The sequence below is a fragment of the Pseudomonas weihenstephanensis genome, from assembly GCF_001043055.1.
Taxonomy (GTDB): Bacteria; Pseudomonadota; Gammaproteobacteria; order Pseudomonadales; family Pseudomonadaceae; genus Aquipseudomonas; species Aquipseudomonas weihenstephanensis.
In genome coordinates this window covers 346,003-367,642 of sequence record NZ_JYLF01000004.1, presented here as the reverse complement: position 1 = coordinate 367,642, position 21,640 = coordinate 346,003, and the positions used below count along the sequence as shown (strand labels likewise).

Sequence of the window (21,640 nt, the reverse complement as noted above, 5' to 3'; positions counted from 1 at the left end):
TTAACGGCGGAGTAAGTGAATGAAAACGCTTTGGCAACACTGCAATGTCGCAACCATGACCGAGGGTACGTATTCGATCATCGAAGACGCGGCCATCGTGACCTATGAAGGCTTCATTGAGTGGATTGGCCCGCGGCTGCACTTGCCTCAAGGCGAGTACAGCCAGACTCACGGTCTGGAAGGGGCGTGGGTGACGCCGGGGTTGATCGACTGCCATACGCACACGGTGTTTGGCGGCAACCGCAGTGGCGAATTCGAGCAGCGCCTGCAAGGTGTGAGCTATGCCGACATTGCAGCGGCCGGGGGCGGAATTGCCAGCACCGTACGTGCGACTCGCGCAGCCAGCGAAGAAGAATTGTTCACCAGTGCGCGTGAGCGTTTGACCTGTTTACTGCGTGATGGCGTCACCAGCGTTGAAATCAAATCCGGCTACGGCTTGAGCCTCGAAAGCGAGCGCAAAATCTTGCGCGTGATTCGCCGCCTGGGCGAAGAGTTGCCCGTTACGGTGCGCAGTACGTGCCTGGCCGCGCATGCTTTGCCGCCGGAATTCAAAGATCGCCCAGACGACTACATCGACCTCATTTGCAACGAGATGCTGCCCACCTTGGCGGCCGAAGGGTTGGTGGACGCAGTGGATGCGTTTTGCGAGTACCTGGCGTTTTCTGCGGCGCAGGTGGAGCGTGTGTTCAAGGTGGCGCAAACGCTAGGGCTGCCGGTCAAGCTGCATGCCGAGCAGTTGTCATCGCTGCATGGCTCCAGCCTGGCGGCGCGTTATCAGGCGCTGTCGGCGGATCATCTGGAGTTCATGACCGAGGAAGACGCTATCGCCATGGCCGCGTCTGGCACGGTCGCGGTGTTACTGCCCGGTGCGTTTTATTTTTTGCGCGAAACCCAATTGCCGCCGATGGACGCCTTGCGCAAGCACGGGGTCAAAATTGCCATCGCCAGCGACCTCAATCCGGGCACCTCGCCTGGGTTGTCGTTGCGCTTGATGCTGAACATGGCGTGTACGTTGTTTCGCATGACCCCCGAAGAAGCGCTGGCGGGCGTCACCTTGCATGCGGCGACTGCGCTGGGCATGGGCGACACCCACGGTTCGCTGGAACCGGGAAAAGTGGCGGACTTCGTGGCCTGGAACATTGATCGCCCGGCGGATCTGGCTTACTGGCTGGGCGGCGATCTGGACAAACGCGTCGTGCGCAATGGCGTAGACGTAGTGCTTTAGGAGAAACGTGTGTGGACAAGGTTCTGACATTCAAACAAGGCCGCGTGCCCTTGCTCATCAGCATGCCCCACGCGGGTTTGCGCCTGACCCCTGCGGTCAAGGACGGCTTGATCCCCGAGGCACAAAGCCTGCCGGACACCGACTGGCACATTCCGCGTCTTTACGAATTTGCCGCTGAACTGGGGGCCAGTACGTTGGCGGGGGAGTATTCGCGATTCGTGATTGACCTCAACCGCCCAGAGAACGATGCACCGATGTACGTGGGCGCGACCACGGGGCTGTTCCCGGACGTGTTGTTTGACGGTGTGCCGCTGTTTCGCGAAGGGCTTGCGCCGTCGAAGGCTGAGCGGGCGACTTACCTTGAACAGATCTGGAAGCCTTATCACCAGACCTTGCAGCAGGAGCTGGCCCGGTTAAAGGCTGAGTTTGGTTATGCATTGCTGTTTGATGCGCACTCGATTCGTTCGCACATCCCACATTTGTTTGACGGCAAGCTGCCGGACTTCAACCTTGGTACGTTCAACGGCGCTAGCTGCGACCCGCAATTGGCCTGTGATCTGGAAACGATCTGCGCACAGCATCCGCAGTACCGCCATGTGCTGAACGGACGTTTCAAGGGTGGCCATATCACCCGCCATTACGGCAGCCCGGCGGAGCATATCCATGCGGTGCAACTGGAGTTGGCGCAGAGCACTTATATGGAAGAGGTTGAGCCGTTCAATTACCGCCAAGACCTGGCCGGGCCGACGCAGATTGTGCTCAAACAATTGCTGGCGCGGATTATTGGGTGGGGAGAGGGGCATTACGCAAAGGCCTGAAATCAAAAGCCCCTCACCCTAACCCTCTCCCAGAGGGAGAGGGGACTGAATGTGTGCATTCTCAAACGCATTGCCCATCAGCTTGCTCAGGGAGAGGTTACTGAATGCGTGCGATCTCAATCACACCTCAATCTAGCCCCCTCTCCCTTTGGGAGAGGGTTGGGGTGAGGGTATAAGGCACACCCCGCATTCACCGTTATAAGCACCTGCTCATTCCCGCTAATCGGGTTTATGATGCCAGACGGCAACATTTTTGAAGTCCCCGCAGGGATGACCTCAACCCCCGATGGAGTGCGTCATGCAGACCTTGTTCCCGCAGATCAAACCCTACGCCCGGCATGAGCTGGCGGTTGATGGGCCGCATGTTCTTTATGTTGACGAAAGCGGTTCGCCCGACGGCCTGCCCGTGGTGTTCGTACACGGTGGGCCGGGGTCAGGCTGCGATGCCAACAGCCGGTGCTATTTCGATCCGGGGCTGTATCGCATCATCACGTTTGATCAGCGCGGCTGCGGGCGCTCGACCCCGCACGCCAGTCTGGAAAGCAACACCACATGGGATCTGGTCGCTGACATGGAGCGGATTCGTCGGTATCTGGGCATCGACAAGTGGCTGTTGTTTGGCGGTTCGTGGGGCTCGACCCTGTCATTGGCGTACGCACAAAGTCATCCAGCGCAGGTGCTTGGCCTAATTTTGCGTGGGATATTTCTAGCTCGCCCGCAAGAAATCGAATGGTTCTATCAGGCGGGTGCCAGCCGGATCTTCCCGGATTATTGGCAGGACTACGTAGCGCCGATTCCACCCGAAGAACGCCACGACCTGATGGGTGCCTTTTACAAACGCCTGACGGGCAATGACCAGATTGCGCAAATGCACGTGGCCAAAGCGTGGTCGACCTGGGAAGGGCGTGCCGCCACCCTGCGGCCCAACCCGCAGGTGGTCGAGCGTTTCTGTGACCCGCACCGGGCATTGTCGATTGCCCGGATCGAATGCCACTACTTTATGAACAACGCTTTCCTGGAGCCTGACCAGTTGCTGCGTGACATGCACAAGATCGCTCACCTGCCAGCGGTGATCGTGCATGGTCGCTACGACATGATTTGCCCGCTGGATAACGCCTGGGCGCTTCATCAGGCATGGCCTGGCAGTGAGCTGCAAATCATTCGCGAGGCCGGGCATGTGGCTTCCGAACCCGGTATCACCGACGCCCTGGTGCGCGCCACCGAGCAAATGGCCCGGCGCCTGCTCAATCTGCAACCGGATGAAGCATGAAGGGGCTTTTACAACGGGTGAGCCGTGCGCGGGTTGAGGTGGCGGGGGAGATCGTCGGTTCAATCGATCAGGGTTTGATGGTGCTGGTGGCCGTCGAACCCGGTGACACCGAAGCCAGCGCCGCGAAGTTGCTGCATAAACTGCTCAACTACCGTGTGTTCAGCGATCCGGAAGGCAAAATGAACCTCTCGCTGGCCGACATTGACGGCGGTTTGCTGTTGGTATCGCAGTTCACCCTGGCCGCCGACACCAAAAGTGGCCTGCGCCCAAGCTTCTCCACCGCCGCCCCGCCCGAGGTCGCCCACGCTTTGTTCAACCACCTGTTGAAAGAGGCCAATCGGCTGCATCCACAGGTCGCGTCAGGGCGATTTGGTGCCGATATGCAGGTGCATTTGGTCAACGATGGCCCCGTTACATTTTTGTTACAAACCTAAAACCCCGAAAATCGGTGTTTTCGTCAGAAAACAGGGGGTTTTAAGCATAAATACTTGCTGACAGTAGATGCGTTGTCACGCGGGCTACTAGATAATCCCGCGCTACACAGAGACTAATCCGACGCGCCTGGGGAATCATTCATTCCTTTGACGGTCGGAACAGTGCTCGCCAACCCGGCATTTAAGCGCTGGCGGTTGGTTTCATCATCTGTATTCGGCGAGGTTTGCTCGTGATTGTTAGTCCATTTAATGCACCAAAAAAGTCTGCCAAGCGGTTACGCAACGCACTGGTGACGGGCTCTGCGCTCTTTTGCTTGTTCGGTGCGGGTCAACTGTGGGCATTCAGTCTGGATGACGTGGCGGCAGAGGCTAAAACCCTCGCCGAGCATAAGTACCAAGCACCGCGCAGCAATTTGCCTAACGAATTTCGCGACATGAAGTTTGCGGACTATCAAAAAATTCGTTTCCGCAACGAGAAAGTGCAGTGGGCTGACGACAAAACCCCCTTCAAACTGTCGTTCTATCACCAGGGCATGCACTTCGACACGCCCGTGAAGATCAACGAAGTCACAGCCACCAAGGTGGAAGAGATCAAGTACGACGCCAGTCGTTTCGATTTCGGCGACGTTAAATTTGACCCTAAAGCCACCGAAAACCTCGGTTGGGCGGGTTTCCGCGTGCTGTATCCGCTGAACAAAGCAGATAAGCAGGACGAAGTCATGACTATGCTGGGCGCGAGTTATTTCCGCGTTGTCGGTAAGGATCAAGCGTACGGTCTGTCGGCGCGTGGTTTGGCCATCGATACAGCCCTGCCTTCTGGCGAAGAATTCCCGCGTTTCACCGAGTTTTGGATCGAGCGTCCGAAAGCCGGGGACAAGCACCTGGTTATTTTCGCGCTGCTGGATTCGCCGCGTGCCACGGGCGCTTACCGCTTTACGCTGCGCCCAGGTGTCGACACCGTGGTCGACGTCAAAGCGCAAATGTTCCTGCGCGACAAAGTCGGCAAGTTGGGCATCGCTCCGCTGACCAGCATGTACCTGTTCGGCGCCAATCAGCCGTCCAAAGTGCTCAACTACCGTCGCGAACTGCACGATTCGTCGGGTCTGGCGATCCATGCGGGTAACGGTGAGTGGATTTGGCGTCCGCTGAACAATCCGAAGCATTTGTCGGTGAGCAACTTCTCGGTTGAAAACCCGCTGGGCTTTGGCCTGTTGCAACGCGGCCGTGACTTCAGCCACTACGAAGACCTCGATGACAACTACCACAAGCGCCCAAGTGCGTGGATCGAGCCACAAGGTGACTGGGGCAAAGGTACGGTTGATCTGGTAGAGATTCCGACCGCCGATGAAACCAACGACAACATCGTTGCCTTCTGGAGCCCGGACACTCAGCCTGAGCCGCTCAAGCCTTTCGACTTCGCGTATCGCCTGCACTGGACGATGGACGAAGCCGCTTTGCACCCTAAAGACAGCGCCTGGGCTCAGCAAACACTGCGTTCGACCGGCGACGTCAAGCAATCCAACCTGATCCGTCAACCGGACGGCAGCGTGGCTTACCTGATCGACTTCGAGGGCCCGTCCCTTGAGAAGTTGCCAGCAGACGCTGACATTCGCAGCCAGGTCAGCGTGGGTGATAACGCCGAGCTGGTAGAAAACAACCTGCGCCACAACCCGGAAACGAAGGGCTGGCGCTTGACCCTGCGCTTGAAGGTCAAAGACCCAAGCAAGTCGACCGAGCTGCGTGCAGCACTGGTCAAAGATGAAGACCCGGCGCCTGTTGCTCCGTTGACCAAGGCTGAAAAAGCAGCGGCCAAGGCGCAGGAAAAGAAAGAGCAGCACAAAGCCAAGGACGTCAAAGCGCCTGCGGCCGAGGCGGCTCCAGCCACCCCAGCGCCAGTCAAGACTGAAAAAGTCCTGACCGAGACCTGGAGCTACCAGTTGCCAGCCGATGAGTAATGCTCACGCACAGCCAGTCTCGCTCAGCGAGTATCTGGCGCATCTGCCGCTGAGCGACGAGCAGCGCGCCGAACTGGCGAGCTGCACCTCGTTTGAGCAGCTGCACGAGCGCCTTTCGGCCCGCGCCGACGTGAACACCGCCGAGGCCGCTCAGGCGTCGGTGGGCACACGGCTGACACTCGGCTCGGCCGAAGCGTTGGAGGACGCAGAAATGCTGGCCGTCGACGCCAGTGGCCGGGTCATGCTCAAGGCCACGCCGCCGATTCGCCGCACCAAGGTGGTGCCTGAACCGTGGCGTACCAACATTCTGGTACGCGGCTGGCGGCGCCTGACCGGGCGCAGCAACCCGCCGGCTCCGCCTAAAGATGAACGCGTTCTGCCCAAGGCGCGCTGGCGCACCGTGGGTTCGATTCGTCGTTACATTCTGTTGGTTTTGATGCTGGGCCAAACCATCGTCGCGGGCTGGTACATGAAGGGCATCATGCCGTACCAGGGCTGGTCGTTCGTTGATCTTGATGAAGTGGTTCATCAGCCGTTGCTGCAAACGGCGCAACAAGTGCTGCCTTATGCGCTGCAAACCAGCATCCTGATTCTGTTCGGGATTCTGTTTTGCTGGGTGTCGGCGGGTTTCTGGACGGCCTTGATGGGCTTTCTGGAATTGTTGACCGGTCACGACAAATACCGCATTTCAGGCGCCAGCGCGGGTAATGAGCCGATCCCCCAAGACGCCCGTACCGCGTTGGTGATGCCGATCTGTAATGAAGACGTAACCCGCGTATTTGCAGGCTTGCGTGCGACTTATGAATCGGTGGCAGCGACCGGTGACCTCGACCGTTTTGACTTTTTCGTCCTCAGCGACAGTAACGACCCGGACATCTGCGTGGCTGAACAGCAGGCGTGGCTGGACGTGTGCCGCGAGACCGAAGGCTTCGGGCGGATTTTCTATCGCCGTCGTCGCCGTCGTGTGAAACGCAAAAGCGGCAACCTCGACGACTTCTGCCGTCGCTGGGGCGGTGATTACAAGTACATGGTGGTGCTCGACGCAGACAGCGTGATGAGCGGCGAATGCTTGACCAGCCTGGTGCGCTTGATGGAAGCCACGCCAGACGCGGGCATCATCCAGACCGCGCCACGCGCTTCGGGCATGGACACGCTGTATGCGCGTATGCAGCAGTTTGCTACGCGGGTATACGGCCCGTTGTTTACCGCGGGTCTGCACTTCTGGCAATTGGGTGAATCCCACTACTGGGGTCACAACGCCATCATCCGCATGAAGCCTTTTATCGAGCACTGCGCCCTCGCGCCATTGCCGGGTAAAGGGGCGTTTGCGGGCGCGATTCTGTCCCATGACTTCGTTGAAGCGGCATTGATGCGCCGTGCCGGTTGGGGGGTGTGGATTGCCTATGACTTGCCGGGCAGCTATGAAGAACTGCCGCCTAACTTGCTGGACGAACTCAAGCGTGACCGTCGCTGGTGCCACGGCAACTTGATGAACTTCCGCCTGTTTTTGGTCAAAGGCATGCACCCGGTTCACCGGGCCGTGTTCCTCACAGGCGTGATGTCGTACCTGTCGGCGCCGTTGTGGTTCTTCTTCTTGCTGCTGTCGACGGCGTTGCTGGCAGTCAACACGCTGATGGAGCCGCAGTACTTCATGGAGCCGCGTCAGCTGTATCCGCTGTGGCCTCAATGGCACCCGGAAAAAGCCGTAGCGTTGTTCTCGACCACCATCGTGTTGCTGTTTCTGCCTAAACTGCTGAGCATCATTTTGATCTGGGCCAAAGGCGCGAAACAGTTCGGTGGCAAGTTCAAGGTCACGTTGTCGATGCTGCTGGAGATGCTGTTCTCCATGCTGCTGGCGCCGGTGCGCATGATCTTCCACACCCGCTTTGTACTGGCTGCTTTCCTGGGCTGGGCGGCGACCTGGAACTCGCCACAACGTGACGATGATTCCACGCCGTGGAGCGAAGCCGTGCGCCGTCATGGCCCGCAAACCCTGTTGGGTGCGGCCTGGGCTGCGTTGGTGCTGTGGTTGAACCCAAGCTTTCTGTGGTGGTTGGTGCCGATTGTCGGTTCGCTCATGCTGTCGATCCCGGTGTCCGTGATTTCCAGCCGTGTGAAGTTGGGCCTCAAGTCCCGTGACGCCAGCTTGTTCCTGATTCCTGAGGAATACGCGCCGCCCCGTGAGTTGTCGGCTACGGCTGAATACACCCACGAGAATCGTTACCACGCGCTGCACGACGGCTTCATCCGTTCGGTGGTTGATCCACAGCAGAACGCTTTGGCGTGTGCTTTGGCGACTTCGCGTCACCGTGAGGCCGAGCCGATTGAATGGCTGCGTACCGAGCGCGTGCGACATGCCTTGAAAGTGGGCCCTGCGGGGCTAAACAACAACGAGCGCATGGCGCTGCTGAGCGATCCGGTGGCATTGGCACGTTTGCACGCGCTGGTGTGGAGCGAAGGTCATCAAGACTGGCTCAACGCCTGGCGTGAGTCGGTCACAGCCGACGCCCACGCGCCGCTGTTACCGTTACAGCCAGCCGCTTGACCCCAAGCCCGTCCCCTCACCTGAGCGGACGGGCTTTTTTGTGGTCGCTGCCCAAGGCGACGTCCGGGCTTGCTTCGCAACCTGCGCCAGCGGCTATGGATGATCTGTCACGCTTTTGTGATGCAAAGTCTTTGTCCTCCCTCTGCTCTGAGTTAGCATCCATCTGCGAATAGGTGAGTGCCCGGCGGTATTGGCTTTGAGTCTCGAGCCGACCGTAGGCCAACACCTTTATTGAGTAGGTTCCGGGGAGTTGATGATGAAGAAGTTTCTGTCGAAACTGATGTTCGGTGTCACTGCACTACTGGCGGTTAGCGCAGCCCATGCAGGCGCAATTGATGACGCGGTCAAGCGTGGCACGTTGAAGGTGGGCATGGACCCGACGTACATGCCATTCGAAATGACCAACAAACGCGGCCAGATCATTGGCTTCGAAGTCGACCTGCTCAAAGCCATGGCCAAGGCGATGGGGGTCAAGCTGGAGCTGGTGTCCACGGGCTACGACGGCATCATCCCGGCCTTGATGACCAACAAATTCGACATGATCGGCAGCGGCATGACCCTGACTCAGGAACGTAACCTGCGCCTGAACTTCAGCGAACCCTTCATCGTTGTGGGCCAGACCCTGCTGATCCGCAAGGAACTGGCTGACAAGGTTAAAACCTACAAAGACCTCAACGACCCGCAATACCGCCTGACCTCCAAGCTGGGCACCACCGGTGAAATGATCGCCAAAAAACTGATGTCCAAAGCTCAGTACCACGGCTACGACAACGAACCCGAAGCGGTGCTGGACGTTGTGAACGGCAAGGCAGATGCCTTTGTTTACGATGCGCCTTACAACGTAGTGGCGGTCAACAAGTTCGGTGACGGCAAACTGGTGTACCTCGATCAGCCGTTTACCTACGAGCCGTTGGCCTTTGGCCTGAAGAAAGGCGACTACGACAGCCTTAACTTCATCAACAACTTCCTGCACCAGATCCATGAAGACGGCACCTACGATCGCATCCATGACAAGTGGTTCAAAGACACCACTTGGCTCAAGGACATGGAATAAGCGCGATGCTTTGTAGCAGTTGCCGAAGACTGTGCACGGTTGTGCAGCAACCGTAAAAAAGCGTAATGCGATTCAGATGAAACACCGGGGCGCTCCAAATACGAGCGCTTCGCCCTCGCACGTAGCCTTCGGCAACTGCTACGGGCCCGGCTTTACTCCTGATGGAACCTGAACGTGATCAAACAAAAAAAAGCCCAGTGGCCCTGGCACGTGTTAACCGTGCTGGTGCTCATCGGTCTGGCGGGCGCGTTGTATTACGCCACCTCGCTGATGTCCTACGAATGGCGCTGGAACCGAGTCCCGCAATACTTCGTCTATCAGGCCGAAGAAGCCCAGCGGGCCACTGAAACTTCCACCGTGATTGAGTTGGTGCGCAAAGGCGATCAAGCCGACGTCGTACTGCGTGCCGAAGATGGCACTGAACAACGCCTGAGCGTGGCTGACAACAGCGTGCAATTGGCTGAAGGCGACGATGTGGCTGAAGGTGACATCGTGGGCGTGACCCGCCATTGGGCTGCTGGCCCGTTGTTGCTGGGGTTGTGGACCACCGTTTGGCTGTCGCTGGTGTCGGGGGTATTGGGGTTGATCATCGGCCTGGCCACCGGGTTGTGCCGTCTGTCGAATAACCCGACCCTGCGTGACCTGTCGACGCTCTATGTCGAACTGGTGCGCGGTACACCGCTGCTGGTGCAGATCTTCATTTTTTACTTCTTTATTGGCACCGTGCTGAATCTGTCTCGCGAGTTCGCCGGTATTGCCGCGTTGTCGCTGTTTACCGGGGCATACGTGGCCGAGATTGTGCGTTCGGGTGTGCAGTCCATCGCCCGCGGGCAAAACGAAGCGGCGCGCTCCTTGGGCCTTAACGCCAGCCAGTCGATGCGTTACGTGGTGCTACCGCAAGCGTTCAAGCGCGTACTGCCGCCGTTGGCCGGGCAATTTATCAGCCTGGTCAAAGACACCTCGCTGGTGTCGGTGATTGCTATCACCGAGCTGCTCAAAAGCGGCCGCGAAGTCATTACCACCTCGTTTTCGCCGTTCGAGATTCTGTTCTGCGTGGCGGGCCTGTACCTGTTGATCAACCTGCCGCTGTCGCATTTGGCCAGCCGGCTTGAGCGGAGGCTCGCGCAAAGTGATTGAAGTCCGCGAACTGGTAAAAGTTTTTGACACGCGTGGGCACCTCGTCCGCGCCGTGGATAACGTCAGCACCACCGTCGCCAAGGGTGAAGTGCTGGTGGTGATCGGCCCTTCGGGCTCGGGGAAATCGACCTTTCTGCGCTGCCTCAATGGGCTGGAAGACTTCGACTCAGGCTCGGTCAGCATCGACGGTGTCGACCTGGCCAACCCTAAAACCGACGTCAACGCCTATCGCCGCGAAGTCGGTATGGTGTTCCAGCATTTCAACCTGTTCCCGCACATGACCGTGCTCGAAAATCTGTGCCTGGCGCAGAAAGTCGTGCGCAAACGTGGCAAGGCCGAGCGCGAGGCCAAGGCCCGTGCGCTGCTGGAAAAGGTCGGCATCGGCCAGAAAGCCAATGAATACCCCTCGCGCCTGTCGGGTGGCCAGCAGCAGCGCGTGGCGATTGCCCGGGCGCTGGCGATGGAACCCAAGGTGATGTTGTTCGATGAGCCGACCTCGGCGCTTGACCCGGAGATGGTCGGCGAAGTGCTCGACGTGATGAAAACACTGGCGCGCGAAGGCATGACCATGGTGTGCGTGACCCACGAAATGGGTTTTGCCCGTGAAGTGGCGAACCGCGTGTTGTTCTTTGATCACGGCAAATTGCTGGAGGACAGCGCCCCGCAAGACTTCTTCAACTCGCCCAAAGACCTGCGTGCACAGGCGTTTTTGCGCCAGGTACTGTAAACCCTTGCTCACAAGAAAATGGCCGAGGTTGGGGTAGCAATTGCCGTAGGCGACGTTCGGTTGCGAAGCGATCGTAAACCCGATGACTGCGGTGCCTCTGAGACACCGCGCTGGATGGTTTTACGACCGCTTCGCGCCCGGCCGCAGCCTCGTATTACTCGTCAACGGTGCGCGAGTTACACCTTAAACCGTCCCACCAACCCTTGCAGATGCGTGCCCAGGCGCGCCAGTTCCATGCTCGACGCGGCAGTCTCTTCACTGGCGGCCGAGGTCTGCTCAGACACATCGCGCACGTTCAATACGCTGCGGTTGATCTCTTCTGCCACCGCGCTTTGCTGCTCTGCCGCTGCGGCAATCTGCTGGTTCATCCCTTGAATGGCCGACACGGTGCGGGTGATGTTGCCCAGTGACTCGCCTGCGCGGCGTGTCAGTTCAACACTGCTGTCGGTCAGGCTGCGGCTGCTGTCCATGCTGCTGGACACTTGCAGCGTGCCACTTTGCAGGCCGGCAATCAGTTCTTCAATCTCTTCGGTCGATTGCTGAGTGCGTTGTGCCAGGCTGCGCACTTCATCGGCCACGACCGCAAAGCCGCGTCCTGCTTCTCCGGCCCGGGCAGCCTCAATCGCCGCGTTAAGGGCCAGCAAGTTGGTTTGCTGGGCCACGGACTTGATCACGTCCAGCACGCTGCCAATTTTGTCGCTTTCGCGCTTCAAATGGTCCATCGCTTCGGTGGAATGACCGACTTCAATCGCCAGCTTCTCGATCTGTGCAATCGCTTGGGCGACCACGTTGTCACCTTCACGGGCTTGCTGGTCGGCGGCCACGGCGGCTTCGCACGCTTCTTCGGCATTACGCGCCACTTCCTGCACGGTAGCGGCCATTTCGTGCATGGCGGTGGCCACCTGATCGGTCTCAACCTTTTGGCTGTTGACCCCCGCGCTGGTCTGTTCGGTAACGGCGGAGAGTTCTTCGGCGGCACTGGCGATTTGCGTCACGCCATCGGTGATCCCACTGATCAACTCGCGCAGGCCCACGGTCATGCGCTGTACGGCGCGTTGCAGTTGCCCCAACTCATCGCGCCGGGCAGTGTCGTAGTCGTGCGTCAGATCGCCTGCGGCCACGCGCTCAACGGTTTTAAGGGTTTGACGCAGCGGGATGACGATCTGGCGCGTGATGCTCCAGGCGCCAATCACGCCCAGTAGCAGGGCGAGCAGGGTGCAGCCGATCAGCAGCGTTTTGGCCCGCTGGCTGTCCAGGTCACGCTTGGCGGTTTGCATACCTGACAGTTGCTTGCTCAAGTCGATCAGGTTGTTGCCCAGTGCCTGCATGCGCTCAAGCGCGTGGGTATTGGCGACTTGGGCGTCACGAAACGTGGTCACGGCGGCACGGTAGTTTTGCAGCGATTGTGCAGCCTGTTGCAGGTTGGCGATGTGCTCGTCGGGGAGTTTGGTCGGCAAACTGTTGAGTGCTTGGAGGGCGTTGTCGATGGCGTCCAGCGCCGGTTGTTCGGCCTCAGGTTTACCGCTGTAGGTGTAGCCGCGGACCTGAAAGCGCGCTTGTTGCAGCAATTTGCTCAGTTCAATCACGCTGTTGAACTGGGTCACGCTATCGCCTTGCGACAAGGCTTTTTCAATGGCCGTGACGTTGGCAACAGCCGCGTCAGCCGTGGCGCCGAGTTGTGTGCGGCTGGTTTCGCGGGCTTGAGTGGCGAGCGTTATATCAGCCACGGCGCGCCGGTAATCGGCCACAACGGCCAGCTGTTGTTGCACCAACTCAATGTCTTCAGGCGTAGTCAGTTGACGGCGCGAGGTTTCCAGCGCCTCGTCCAGTTCGCTCAGGCGCCCGTTCAATTCGCCCGGGCCGTGGTCGCCCCGCTCCCTTTCATAATCAAGACGCGCGATGCGCAGGTCTTTGGTCAGGGCAATGATTTTTGAAATATTCGCCAGCTTGTCGCCGCGGTCAATCACGGACGCCAGGCCGTTCCAGCCGGTGGCGGTGATCAGTAAGGTCAGGATCAAGACCAGGCCAAAGCCCAGGCTGAGTTTACGAATAACGCTGATATTGCCTAGCGTGTGGGCCAACCAACGGTACATGGCGGTGCTCCTTTTTTGACCGAACCGACTCCATGACAAACAGTCCCGTGCTTCGCGGTCTTTTTATTAGTGATCAGGCCATCGGCGCGAGCCAACATAACTAAAACCCGGTCGCTCAGAGTGTGATGGACGTCGCAGGCTTAGTGCCATCACGCAGTGTAGCCGTTGTCGAGCAGCGCGAGGCGGTGATCGGGCTGCTCGCCAATGGCTACAGGGGTTAGACCTTGAAACGGCCCACCAAGGTTTGCAGGTGAGTGCCCAGTCGGGCCAGTTCCACGCTGGAAGCCGCGGTTTCTTCGCTGGCCGCAGCGGTTTGCTCAGACACATCGCGCACGTTGAGCACGCTGCGGTTGATCTCTTCGGCGACCGAGCTTTGCTGCTCGGCGGCAGCTGCAATCTGCTGGTTCATACCCTGGATGGTCGAGACGGTACGGGTGATGGTGCTCAGCGAGGCCCCGGCGCGACGGGTCAGCTCGACGCTGCTGTCGGTCAACACGCGGCTGTTGTCCATGCTGGTGGACACCCGCTGCGTACCGCTTTGCAAGCCAACAATCAGCTCTTCTATTTCTTCGGTAGAGACTTGGGTGCGTTGCGCCAGGCTGCGCACTTCATCGGCCACTACGGCAAACCCGCGGCCTGCCTCGCCCGCCCGTGCCGCCTCAATCGCCGCGTTGAGCGCCAGCAGATTGGTCTGTTGCGACACTGATTTGATCACGTCCAGCACGCTGCCAATCTTGCCGCTTTCTTGTTGCAGGTGCGTCATGGCGTCGGTGGACTTCAGCACCTCGGCGGCCAAGTGCTCAATCTGCTCAATGGCCTGCGCGACCACCGTGTCACCTTCACGCGCTTGTTGATCGGCGGCGACGGCAGCCTCAGAGGCTTCTTCTGCGTTACGCGCGACCTCATGCACGGTGGCGGCCATTTCGTGCATGGCGGTGGCCACTTGATCGGTCTCAACCTTTTGGCTGTTGACCCCGGCGCTGGTCTGCTCAGTCACGGCTGATAACTGCTCGGCCGCGCTGGCGATTTGGGTCACTCCGTCGCTGATACCGCCGATCAGGTCGCGCAGTTCGCCGGTCATGCGGGCAATGGCCTGTTGCACTCGGCCCAGTTCGTCGCGACGCTGAGTAGGGTGATCTTGACTGAGATCGCCTGCGGCTACGGCTTCTACGATGCGCAGGGTGTGTTGCAGCGGGGTGACGATCTGTCGGGTAATCAGCCAGGCAGCCAGTGTGCCGAGCGCGAGGGCCAATACGGCGCAAAGAGTCAGGGCAGTTTTGGCCTGTTGTGCATCGTTGTCGCGCTTGGTGGTTTGCGAGGTCGCCAGTTCGTGGCTCAGGCTCACCAGGCTGTCGCCCAAGGCTTGCAGGCTGTTCTGTTGTTGGTCGCTGAGCAGTTGCGAGTCGCGAAACTGCACGAACGTTTCGCCGTAGTTTTTCAGCGAGTGGGCAGCTTGTTGCAACTGCGGGCTGTATTCGCCGGGCAATTGCGCCGAGAGGCGGGTGAGTTCGTTTTGAGCGAAAAGGATGGCATCCAGTGCGGGTTGCGCGGCATCGGCATCGCCACTGTGGGTATAACCACGCACTTGATAGCGCGCGTGTTGCAGTTGGCGGCTGAGTTCGTTGACCCGGTTGAGCATGGCCAGGTCATTGCCCTTGAGCACGTCCTTTTCGATGCCGTCGATAGTGTCGGCAGCGCTTTGCGCGCTGCTGCCCAGGCGCGCCCGATTTAGCTCGCGGGCCTGGGTGGCCTTGTCGATTTGGCTGAAGATGTTTTTGTATTGCGCGACCGCCTGCAACTCTTGGTTGATCATGGCCAAGTCTTCGGAGATCCCCAATAGTTTGCTGGCGAGCGTCAGATTGTTATCGATATCGTTGAGCAGGTCATTGACTTCACCGGGGCCATTCTCACCGTTATCCCGGTCGTAGGACACGCGGGCAATGCGCAGGTCTTTGACCAGCGCCACGGTGTCGGAAATGGTGCTGAGCTTTTTGCTGCGATCAATGATCGACGTCAGTCCGCTCCAGCCGGTGGCGGTAATCAACAGCGTCATGATCAGTACCAGGCCAAAGCCGAGACTGAGTTTGCGATTGACGCTGATATTGCCCAGCGTGGTGGTCAACCAATGGTTCATGGTGATGCTCCTTATCTGATCGATTCACATCGATGCACGCCATCCATGGCCACTGAGTATGTTTTTGAAGCGTCAGATTATCGGCCGCAAAAGGCCGCACTTGAGGGGTTTATACAAATTGTATTTAAAATACCAATAGGCGTTGACGAGGCACGCGGCTGCTATCGGGGGCGAAGCAGCCGTAAACCCGATTGCAGGGGGGCATCTTAAAACAAGCGGGCGAGAAGGGCGGTGACGGCGGTTTCAACCCGCAAAATGCGTGGCCCCAGTTGCACCGGTTGCAACCCGGCCTTGGCCAGCAGGTCGATTTCGTAAGGGATCCAGCCACCTTCCGGGCCAATGGCCAGCGTCACGGCTTGGTCCAGCCCGCGCGGGCATTCAGGGTAATCACCGGGATGGCCCACTAGCCCCAATGTGCCATCAACCAAGGCTGGCAGGCGGTCTTCAACAAACGGCTTGAAGCGCTTTTCAAGGGTGATGTTCGGCAGCACGCTGTCACGGGCTTGCTCAAGCCCCAGGATCAACTGCTCGCGAATGGCTTCAGGTTCCAGAAACGGGGTTTGCCAAAAACTTTTCTCGACCCGGTAACTGTTCACCAACACGACGTTGGGTACACCCATGGCGGCCACGGTTTGTAGCACCCGGCGCAGCATTTTCGGGCGTGGCAGGGCCAGCAGTAAGGTCAGGGGCAGTTTGGCCGGGGGCGGCTGGTCGAGGCTGTGGATCACCAGCTCGGCTTCTTTGGCTTCAAGGCGCACCAGTTCGGCGCTGCCCATCAAGCCACCTATCCGGCCTACTCGCAGGCTGTCGCCTACAACAGCGCGGTGAACTTCCTGCATGTGCGTCAAGCGCCGGTCGCGCAGGATCACGCGGTCGGCAGCAATGAAATCGGCCTCTTCGAGGAGCAGCAGGTTCACGCTTGAGGCGCTGGCGGTTGGGCGTTCTGGTCAGCCGGTTGATCGTCGGTATCGTCACCGCGTTTGTTCTTGCTCACCAGGCTGCCAAACAGAATGCCGATTTCAAACAGCATCCACATCGGAATCGCCAGCAAGGTTTGCGAGAAGATATCCGGCGGGGTCAGGATCATGCCGACCACGAAGCAGCCGATGATCACGTACGGGCGGATCTTGCGCAGGTATTTGACGTCGACAATGCCAATCCACACCAGCAGCACCACGGCCACCGGGATTTCAAAGGCCACGCCAAAGGCGAAGAACAGGGTCATGACGAAATCAAGGTAGCTGCTGATGTCGGTCATCATCGCGACGCCTTCGGGGGTGGCGGCGGCGAAGAACTTGAACACCAGCGGGAACACCAGGAAGTAGGCAAACGCCATGCCTGCATAGAACAGAAAGATGCTCGACACCAGCAACGGCACGGCGATGCGCTTTTCATGCTTGTACAGGCCCGGCGCGATAAAGCCCCAGATCTGGTGCAGGATCACCGGGATGGCAATAAACAGCGACACCATCATGGTCAGCTTGAGCGGCGTGAGGAACGGCGAGGCCACGTCCGTGGCAATCATCGTGGCGCCCACTGGCAAGTACTCACGCAGGGGCGTGGAGACTAGCGTGTAGATCTGCTGCGTGAAGGCAAACAAGCCCGCGAAGATGATGAAAATCGCCGCGATGCAGCGCAACAGGCGGGTGCGCAGCTCAGTCAGGTGCGAAACCAGCGGCATTGGCTGGTCATTTTCAGGAATGTCGCTCATGCGCTTAAGGGGCTCGCGGTGGCAGGGTTGGGTCGTGTGGCGCTGGCGTTTGAGGCGCAGGCACGGACGCGGTTTTGCTCAGGCTCACAGGCGCGGGGCTGGCGGGTTCGACAGGCGCAGCGGCCACCGGTGTCGCGGGCGGCTCAACAGGCGTGAGGGGTTTCACGGCGTCTTGCAGCGGGGCCAGGATCTTCTTGGCCTCTTCTTCCATCGACGTGATGTGTTCGTTGTGCAGCTGGCGCCGGATCTCATCGGCACCGATCTCACGTTCAACTTCCTGTTTGATCGCATTGAAACTGCGTTTCAAGCGCCCGACCCACAGGCCCGCCGTGCGTGCCGCCCCCGGCAGGCGTTCTGGCCCGAGCACGAGCAGAGCCACCAGGCCGACGAGCAGCAGTTCACTGAAGCTGATACCGAACATTAGTTTTGGCTCACACGTCTTTGCGGGTCGGCTCTTCGACTTTTTGTGCCTGCACGTCGATGGTGTGCGGCTCGTTCAAGGTCGAAGTGGTGTGGGGTTGTGGCGCGGCAGTCGGCTGCGCAGGTGGCACCACCGGTTCAGCCGGTTTTTCGTCGTCGTTCATGGCTTTGCGAAAGCCCTTGATCGATTCGCCGACGTCAGTGCCGAGGTTTTTCAGTTTTTTGGTGCCGAAGACCAGTACCACGACTACCAGAATGACGATCCAGTGTTTCCAGTCAAAAATGCCCATGATCGGTTCCTTTGCAAAAGAGGGTTAGGCGGACGGCCGCGAGGCTTTTTCCACGTGGCCGGAGGTGCCGATGCGACGCTCCAGTTCATCCAGTACAGCCTGCGGATGCTGCCCCAGCTGGGCGAGCATGATCATGCTGTGAAACCACAGGTCGGCGGTTTCGTAGATCACATCGCTGCAATCACCGCTGATGGCGGCGTCCTTGGCAGCAATGATGGTCTCGACCGATTCTTCACCGACCTTTTCCAGAATCTTGTTCAGGCCCTTGTGGTACAGGCTGGCAACGTAAGAGCTGCCCGGTTCGGCATTTTTGCGTTCTTCGATCACTTGGGCAACGCGGCTCAAGGTGTCAGTCATGGGAGTGCCCTGCTTGGTAAATGACGTGCGGGTCTTTCAGAACCGGGTCTACGGTCTTCCACTCGGTGTTTTCGTACACGCGATAGAAGCAGCTCTGACGGCCGGTATGGCAGGCGATGTCACCGATCTGTTCAACCATCAAAATGATGACGTCAGCGTCGCAGTCCAGGCGCATTTCATGCAGCTTTTGTACATGGCCCGACTCTTCGCCCTTGCGCCACAGTCTGCCGCGCGAACGTGACCAGTAAATGGCACGGTTCTCGGCAGCGGTCAGGCTCAACGCTTCGCGGTTCATCCAGGCCATCATCAAGACGCGCCCGGTTTTGTGGTCTTGGGCAATCGCCGGCACCAGGCCGTCGCTGTCCCATTTGATCTCGTCCAGCCAGTGTTTCATGTTCGACTCCGACAACGGGTCCGGGGCTAAAGGCCCGGACCGGCGAATGCACAGTTTGCCAGCCTGCTCGGGGGCTGGCTATCGGCGCACGATCAGATACAAGCCCACGGCCAGCATGATGCCGGCCGGCCAATAGCCCAGGGTGTGCAGTGGACCGACGGTGGCCAGTAAGGCACCTGCGGCCAAATGTCCCGCTCCCAGCAAGCGCAAGAACCAGCTGTCTCGGGGTTCTGTTACCACCAACTTCTGGTTTTTTGCATGGGGCTGCGACAGGCGTTCCAGCAAATCGCGGGTCATGCCCGCCAGATGCGGGAGTTGCTCGACTTGACTGTGCAGGTTGCGCAGCAGGGTTTTGGGGCTGACGCGTTCACGCATCCAGCGCTCAAGGAACGGCTGGGCGGTGCTCCACAGGTCGAGATCGGGGTAAAGCTGACGGCCCAGGCCTTCGATATTGAGCAAGGTTTTTTGCAGCAACACCAGCTGCGGCTGGACTTCCATGTTGAAACGTCGAGCCGTCTGGAACAGACGCATCAGCACCTGACCAAAGGAAATTTCTTTCAGCGGTTTTTCGAAGATCGGTTCGCACACGGTACGTATGGCGGCTTCGAATTCGTTGAGTTTGGTGTGCGCCGGCACCCAGCCCGAATCAATGTGCAACTGCGCCACGCGGCGGTAGTCACGCTTGAAAAAAGCAAACAGGTTGCGGGCCAGATAGTCCTGATCTTCGGGGGTCAGGCTGCCGACGATGCCGCAGTCGATCGCGATGTATTGCGGGCTCCAGGGGCTGACTGTGCTGACGAAAATATTGCCGGGGTGCATGTCCGCATGAAAGAAACTGTCGCGAAACACTTGGGTGAAGAAAATTTCGACCCCGCGCTCGGCGAGCATTTTCATGTCGGTGCGCTGGTCGGCCAGGGCGGGCAGGTCCGTGACTTGAAGCCCGTAAATACGCTCCATCACCAGCACTTTGGGGCGGCACCAGTCCCAGTAAATCTGCGGCACGTAAAGCAGCGGCGAACCTTCGAAGTTGCGTTTGAGCTGGCTGGCGTTGGCCGCTTCGCGTAGCAGGTCGAGTTCGTCGTAGATGGTTTTTTCGTAATCACTGACCACGTCTACCGGGTGCAGCAGACGGGCATCGGCGCTCAGGCGCTCAGCGGTTTTGGCCAGGATGAACAGCCACGCCAAATCAGAACCGATGATCGGTTTGAGGCCGGGACGCACCACCTTGACCACCACTTCTTCGCCGGTCTTGAGCTTGGCGCTATGCACTTGCGCCACCGACGCCGATGCCAGCGGTTCGATATCAAACCGGCTGAACACTTCGCTGATGGTTGCGCCCAATTGCTCTTCGATCAGCTTGACGGCCAACTGCGGGTCGAATGGCGGCACGCGGTCTTGCAGCAGCATCAATTCATCGGCGATATCGGGCGGCAGCAGGTCGCGACGGGTAGACAGGATCTGCCCGAACTTGATGAAGATCGGCCCCAAGTCCTGTAGCGCCAGACGCAAGGCCGCTCCGCGGCTCAATTCCAGCTTTTTGCGCGGGAACCAGCGCCACGGCAACGCATAGCGCAGCGATAGCATCCACCACGGCAAAGGCAGGGCGAACAGCAGGTCATCCAGTCGGTAGCGGATGACCACGCGCTGGATGCGAAACAAACGACGAATGGCAAGCAGCTTCATGCGACATCGCTGGAATTGAGGGAGCGAGAGAGGCGCTCAATGCGCGCTTCCAGTCGGTCCAGGTCGAGTTTGAGATGGTCAAGTTCGTCAAAGCGCGCTTGCGCTTCACTTTCTCCGACCAATGTGCGGGCTTCTTCGCTCAGGTATTCGGCCAAGTTCTGATTGAGGCTGGCGAAGCCTTGCTGGTACCAGTTAGCGCGGCTACGCAAGTGGCCGCCGATCAGTGCGGTAGGCACCGGGCCAATCCAGCGTGAGAGTTCGTACTCCCAGTCCAGTTCCAGATCTTGCAGGATCGCCGCCAGCGTCATCAGCACATGACTGTCGCCTTCGATGTCGACTTCAGGGCCATGCAACACAGCGGTTTTGTCTTTGCTCAAGGCCAAGCGCAATAGGCTGGTTGCCGGTGCACGCAGTGTGCAATCGGCGTCGGCGGCCCATTGGGTGGCTAACAGCAGGCCTTCATCGCTGGGCAAAATGAACAGATGCAGCGCAGGGCTGGCGCATTCAACCGCAATCACTTTGCCGGTCAATGGCTGCATGCGCGCACGTGCTGTGCTGTCCAGGCGCAAGACGCGGTTAACACCGCTCTCAACGCTGGCGAGAAGGCCCCTGAGCAACATCAGGGTTTGATGCCGCGGTGCAGTGCAACGATGCCAGAGGTCATGTTGTGATAAGTCACGCGGTCAAAACCGGCCTCGACCATCATCGACTTCAGGGTTTCCTGATTCGGGTGCATACGGATCGACTCAGCCAGATAGCGATAGCTTTCCGGGTCGTTGAGGATCAGTTTGCCGACCATCGGCATAAAGGCGAACGAGTAGGCATCGTAGACCTTGGACATCAACGCGTTGGTGGGCTTGGAGAATTCCAGCACCAGCAAACGGCCGCCCGGCTTGAGCACACGCAGCATCGAGCGCAGGGCGTCTTCTTTGTGGGTCACGTTGCGCAGGCCAAAGGCGATGGTCACGCAATCGAAGTAGTTGTCCGGGAACGGCAGCTTTTCAGCGTCGGCCTGAACGAACTCGATATTGCCCGCCACACCTTTGTCCAGCAGGCGGTCACGGCCAACCTTGAGCATGGAAGCGTTGATATCCGCCAGCACGACTTGACCGGTGGGGCCGACCAGATGCGAAAACTTGCGCGCCAGATCGCCCGTGCCGCCTGCGATGTCGAGCACCTTGTTGCCTTGGCGAACACCAGACAGCTCGATGGTGAAGCGCTTCCACAGACGGTGCATACCGCCCGACAGAACGTCGTTCATCAGGTCATATTTGCCTGCGACGGAGTGAAACACCTCCGCGACTTTTTCCGCTTTTTGGCTTTCTGGAACGTTTTTGAAGCCGAAGTGCGTGGTGGGTTCGGCATCGCTGCCTTTGCGCTGATCAGTCATATC

Annotated in this window: 20 protein-coding genes and 2 pseudogenes; 9 read left to right on the top strand and 13 right to left on the bottom strand. The window is 59.0% G+C overall.

Annotation, left to right across the window (positions count from 1 at the left end; translation table 11 throughout):
* Window positions 1–19 precede the first annotated feature (19 nt).
* The 9 genes from hutI to TU86_RS12255 all read left to right on the top strand — a co-directional run bounded on the left by hutI (window position 20) and on the right by TU86_RS12255 (window position 11,165).
* Window positions 20–1,225, top strand: a complete 1,206-nt coding sequence (gene hutI / locus TU86_RS12295; protein WP_048364582.1) for an imidazolonepropionase — start codon at window positions 20–22, stop codon at window positions 1,223–1,225.
* A gap of 11 nt (window positions 1,226–1,236) precedes the next feature.
* A complete protein-coding gene (hutG, locus tag TU86_RS12290) occupies window positions 1,237–2,043 on the top strand; it encodes an N-formylglutamate deformylase (RefSeq protein ID WP_048364581.1) in 807 nt (268 codons plus the stop codon).
* Window positions 2,044–2,341: 298 nt separating this feature from the next.
* A complete protein-coding gene (gene pip / locus TU86_RS12285) occupies window positions 2,342–3,313 on the top strand; it encodes a prolyl aminopeptidase (protein WP_048364580.1) in 972 nt (323 codons plus the stop codon).
* The gene (dtd, locus tag TU86_RS12280; protein WP_048364579.1) at window positions 3,310–3,747 is read left to right on the top strand and encodes a D-aminoacyl-tRNA deacylase; all 438 of its coding nucleotides are present in this window, start codon (window positions 3,310–3,312) and stop codon (window positions 3,745–3,747) included. The genes pip and dtd overlap by 4 nt, the downstream gene beginning before the upstream one ends.
* A gap of 287 nt (window positions 3,748–4,034) precedes the next feature.
* Complete coding sequence (locus TU86_RS12275) at window positions 4,035–5,702, top strand: glucan biosynthesis protein G (RefSeq protein ID WP_193387780.1); 1,668 nt, start codon at window positions 4,035–4,037, stop codon at window positions 5,700–5,702.
* The gene (gene mdoH / locus TU86_RS12270) at window positions 5,695–8,247 is read left to right on the top strand and encodes a glucans biosynthesis glucosyltransferase MdoH (RefSeq protein ID WP_048364577.1); all 2,553 of its coding nucleotides are present in this window, start codon (window positions 5,695–5,697) and stop codon (window positions 8,245–8,247) included. The genes TU86_RS12275 and mdoH overlap by 8 nt, the downstream gene beginning before the upstream one ends.
* A 256-nt stretch (window positions 8,248–8,503) precedes the next feature.
* Entirely contained in the window at window positions 8,504–9,301 is a 798-nt protein-coding gene (locus tag TU86_RS12265; RefSeq protein ID WP_048364576.1) for a transporter substrate-binding domain-containing protein, read from the top strand.
* Window positions 9,302–9,475: 174 nt separating this feature from the next.
* Window positions 9,476–10,438 carry an amino acid ABC transporter permease gene (locus TU86_RS12260; protein WP_048364575.1) on the top strand — a complete coding sequence of 321 codons (963 nt, stop codon included), beginning with the start codon at window positions 9,476–9,478 and terminating at the stop codon, window positions 10,436–10,438.
* On the top strand, window positions 10,431–11,165 hold the full coding sequence (locus tag TU86_RS12255; protein WP_048364574.1) for an amino acid ABC transporter ATP-binding protein: 735 nt from the start codon (window positions 10,431–10,433) through the stop codon (window positions 11,163–11,165). The genes TU86_RS12260 and TU86_RS12255 overlap by 8 nt, the downstream gene beginning before the upstream one ends.
* A 176-nt stretch (window positions 11,166–11,341) precedes the next feature.
* On the opposite strand, the gene TU86_RS23705 is transcribed toward TU86_RS12255, so the two are convergent.
* From TU86_RS23705 to ubiE, 13 genes and pseudogenes are all read right to left on the bottom strand, one after another.
* Complete coding sequence (locus TU86_RS23705; protein WP_420850441.1) at window positions 11,342–12,055, bottom strand: methyl-accepting chemotaxis protein; 714 nt, start codon at window positions 12,053–12,055, stop codon at window positions 11,342–11,344.
* 144 nt (window positions 12,056–12,199) lie between these two features.
* Window positions 12,200–13,258: pseudogene (locus tag TU86_RS23700) on the bottom strand (methyl-accepting chemotaxis protein); the annotation flags it as partial.
* A 217-nt stretch (window positions 13,259–13,475) separates the two neighbouring features.
* Window positions 13,476–14,339: a methyl-accepting chemotaxis protein gene (locus TU86_RS23695; protein WP_420876368.1), complete on the bottom strand. Its 864-nt coding sequence runs from the start codon at window positions 14,337–14,339 to the stop codon at window positions 13,476–13,478.
* A pseudogene (locus tag TU86_RS23690) lies at window positions 14,331–15,311 on the bottom strand (methyl-accepting chemotaxis protein); the annotation flags it as partial. The gene TU86_RS23695 and the pseudogene TU86_RS23690, both read right to left, overlap by 9 nt.
* 287 nt (window positions 15,312–15,598) lie before the next feature.
* Window positions 15,599–16,309: a 16S rRNA (uracil(1498)-N(3))-methyltransferase gene (locus TU86_RS12240; protein WP_048364571.1), complete on the bottom strand. Its 711-nt coding sequence runs from the start codon at window positions 16,307–16,309 to the stop codon at window positions 15,599–15,601.
* Window positions 16,306–17,103, bottom strand: coding sequence for a twin-arginine translocase subunit TatC (gene tatC, locus TU86_RS12235; RefSeq protein WP_048364570.1), 798 nt, complete (start codon window positions 17,101–17,103; stop codon window positions 16,306–16,308). Before tatC ends, TU86_RS12240 begins: the two co-directional genes overlap by 4 nt.
* Window positions 17,104–17,107: 4 nt before the next feature.
* Window positions 17,108–17,524 carry a Sec-independent protein translocase protein TatB gene (gene tatB / locus TU86_RS12230; RefSeq protein ID WP_048364569.1) on the bottom strand — a complete coding sequence of 139 codons (417 nt, stop codon included), beginning with the start codon at window positions 17,522–17,524 and terminating at the stop codon, window positions 17,108–17,110.
* A 10-nt stretch (window positions 17,525–17,534) separates the two neighbouring features.
* Complete coding sequence (locus TU86_RS12225; protein WP_019825245.1) at window positions 17,535–17,813, bottom strand: twin-arginine translocase TatA/TatE family subunit; 279 nt, start codon at window positions 17,811–17,813, stop codon at window positions 17,535–17,537.
* A gap of 24 nt (window positions 17,814–17,837) precedes the next feature.
* Window positions 17,838–18,170: a phosphoribosyl-ATP diphosphatase gene (locus TU86_RS12220; protein WP_048364568.1), complete on the bottom strand. Its 333-nt coding sequence runs from the start codon at window positions 18,168–18,170 to the stop codon at window positions 17,838–17,840.
* Window positions 18,163–18,564 carry a phosphoribosyl-AMP cyclohydrolase gene (gene hisI, locus TU86_RS12215; RefSeq protein WP_048364567.1) on the bottom strand — a complete coding sequence of 134 codons (402 nt, stop codon included), beginning with the start codon at window positions 18,562–18,564 and terminating at the stop codon, window positions 18,163–18,165. The genes TU86_RS12220 and hisI overlap by 8 nt, the downstream gene beginning before the upstream one ends.
* A gap of 78 nt (window positions 18,565–18,642) precedes the next feature.
* Window positions 18,643–20,247, bottom strand: coding sequence for a ubiquinone biosynthesis regulatory protein kinase UbiB (gene ubiB / locus TU86_RS12210; protein ID WP_048364566.1), 1,605 nt, complete (start codon window positions 20,245–20,247; stop codon window positions 18,643–18,645).
* Window positions 20,244–20,867 carry a ubiquinone biosynthesis accessory factor UbiJ gene (locus tag TU86_RS12205; protein ID WP_048364565.1) on the bottom strand — a complete coding sequence of 208 codons (624 nt, stop codon included), beginning with the start codon at window positions 20,865–20,867 and terminating at the stop codon, window positions 20,244–20,246. Before TU86_RS12205 ends, ubiB begins: the two co-directional genes overlap by 4 nt.
* Window positions 20,867–21,637 carry a bifunctional demethylmenaquinone methyltransferase/2-methoxy-6-polyprenyl-1,4-benzoquinol methylase UbiE gene (ubiE, locus tag TU86_RS12200; protein ID WP_048364564.1) on the bottom strand — a complete coding sequence of 257 codons (771 nt, stop codon included), beginning with the start codon at window positions 21,635–21,637 and terminating at the stop codon, window positions 20,867–20,869. Before ubiE ends, TU86_RS12205 begins: the two co-directional genes overlap by 1 nt.
* Between the last annotated feature and the right edge of the window lie 3 nt (window positions 21,638–21,640).

Coding starts and splice junctions, on each gene's coding strand:
- hutI (WP_048364582.1), top strand. CDS start 20: ATGAAAACGCTTTGGCAACACTGCAATGTCGCAACCATGACCGAGGGT.
- pip (WP_048364580.1), top strand. CDS start 2,342: ATGCAGACCTTGTTCCCGCAGATCAAACCCTACGCCCGGCATGAGCTG.
- dtd (WP_048364579.1), top strand. CDS start 3,310: ATGAAGGGGCTTTTACAACGGGTGAGCCGTGCGCGGGTTGAGGTGGCG.
- mdoH (WP_048364577.1), top strand. CDS start 5,695: ATGAGTAATGCTCACGCACAGCCAGTCTCGCTCAGCGAGTATCTGGCG.
- TU86_RS12265 (WP_048364576.1), top strand. CDS start 8,504: ATGAAGAAGTTTCTGTCGAAACTGATGTTCGGTGTCACTGCACTACTG.
- TU86_RS23705 (WP_420850441.1), bottom strand. CDS start 12,055: ATGCACGAAATGGCCGCTACCGTGCAGGAAGTGGCGCGTAATGCCGAA.
- TU86_RS23695 (WP_420876368.1), bottom strand. CDS start 14,339: ATGACCGGCGAACTGCGCGACCTGATCGGCGGTATCAGCGACGGAGTG.
- tatC (WP_048364570.1), bottom strand. CDS start 17,103: ATGAGCGACATTCCTGAAAATGACCAGCCAATGCCGCTGGTTTCGCAC.
- tatB (WP_048364569.1), bottom strand. CDS start 17,524: ATGTTCGGTATCAGCTTCAGTGAACTGCTGCTCGTCGGCCTGGTGGCT.
- TU86_RS12225 (WP_019825245.1), bottom strand. CDS start 17,813: ATGGGCATTTTTGACTGGAAACACTGGATCGTCATTCTGGTAGTCGTG.
- TU86_RS12220 (WP_048364568.1), bottom strand. CDS start 18,170: ATGACTGACACCTTGAGCCGCGTTGCCCAAGTGATCGAAGAACGCAAA.
- hisI (WP_048364567.1), bottom strand. CDS start 18,564: ATGAAACACTGGCTGGACGAGATCAAATGGGACAGCGACGGCCTGGTG.
- ubiB (WP_048364566.1), bottom strand. CDS start 20,247: ATGAAGCTGCTTGCCATTCGTCGTTTGTTTCGCATCCAGCGCGTGGTC.
- TU86_RS12205 (WP_048364565.1), bottom strand. CDS start 20,867: ATGTTGCTCAGGGGCCTTCTCGCCAGCGTTGAGAGCGGTGTTAACCGC.
- ubiE (WP_048364564.1), bottom strand. CDS start 21,637: ATGACTGATCAGCGCAAAGGCAGCGATGCCGAACCCACCACGCACTTC.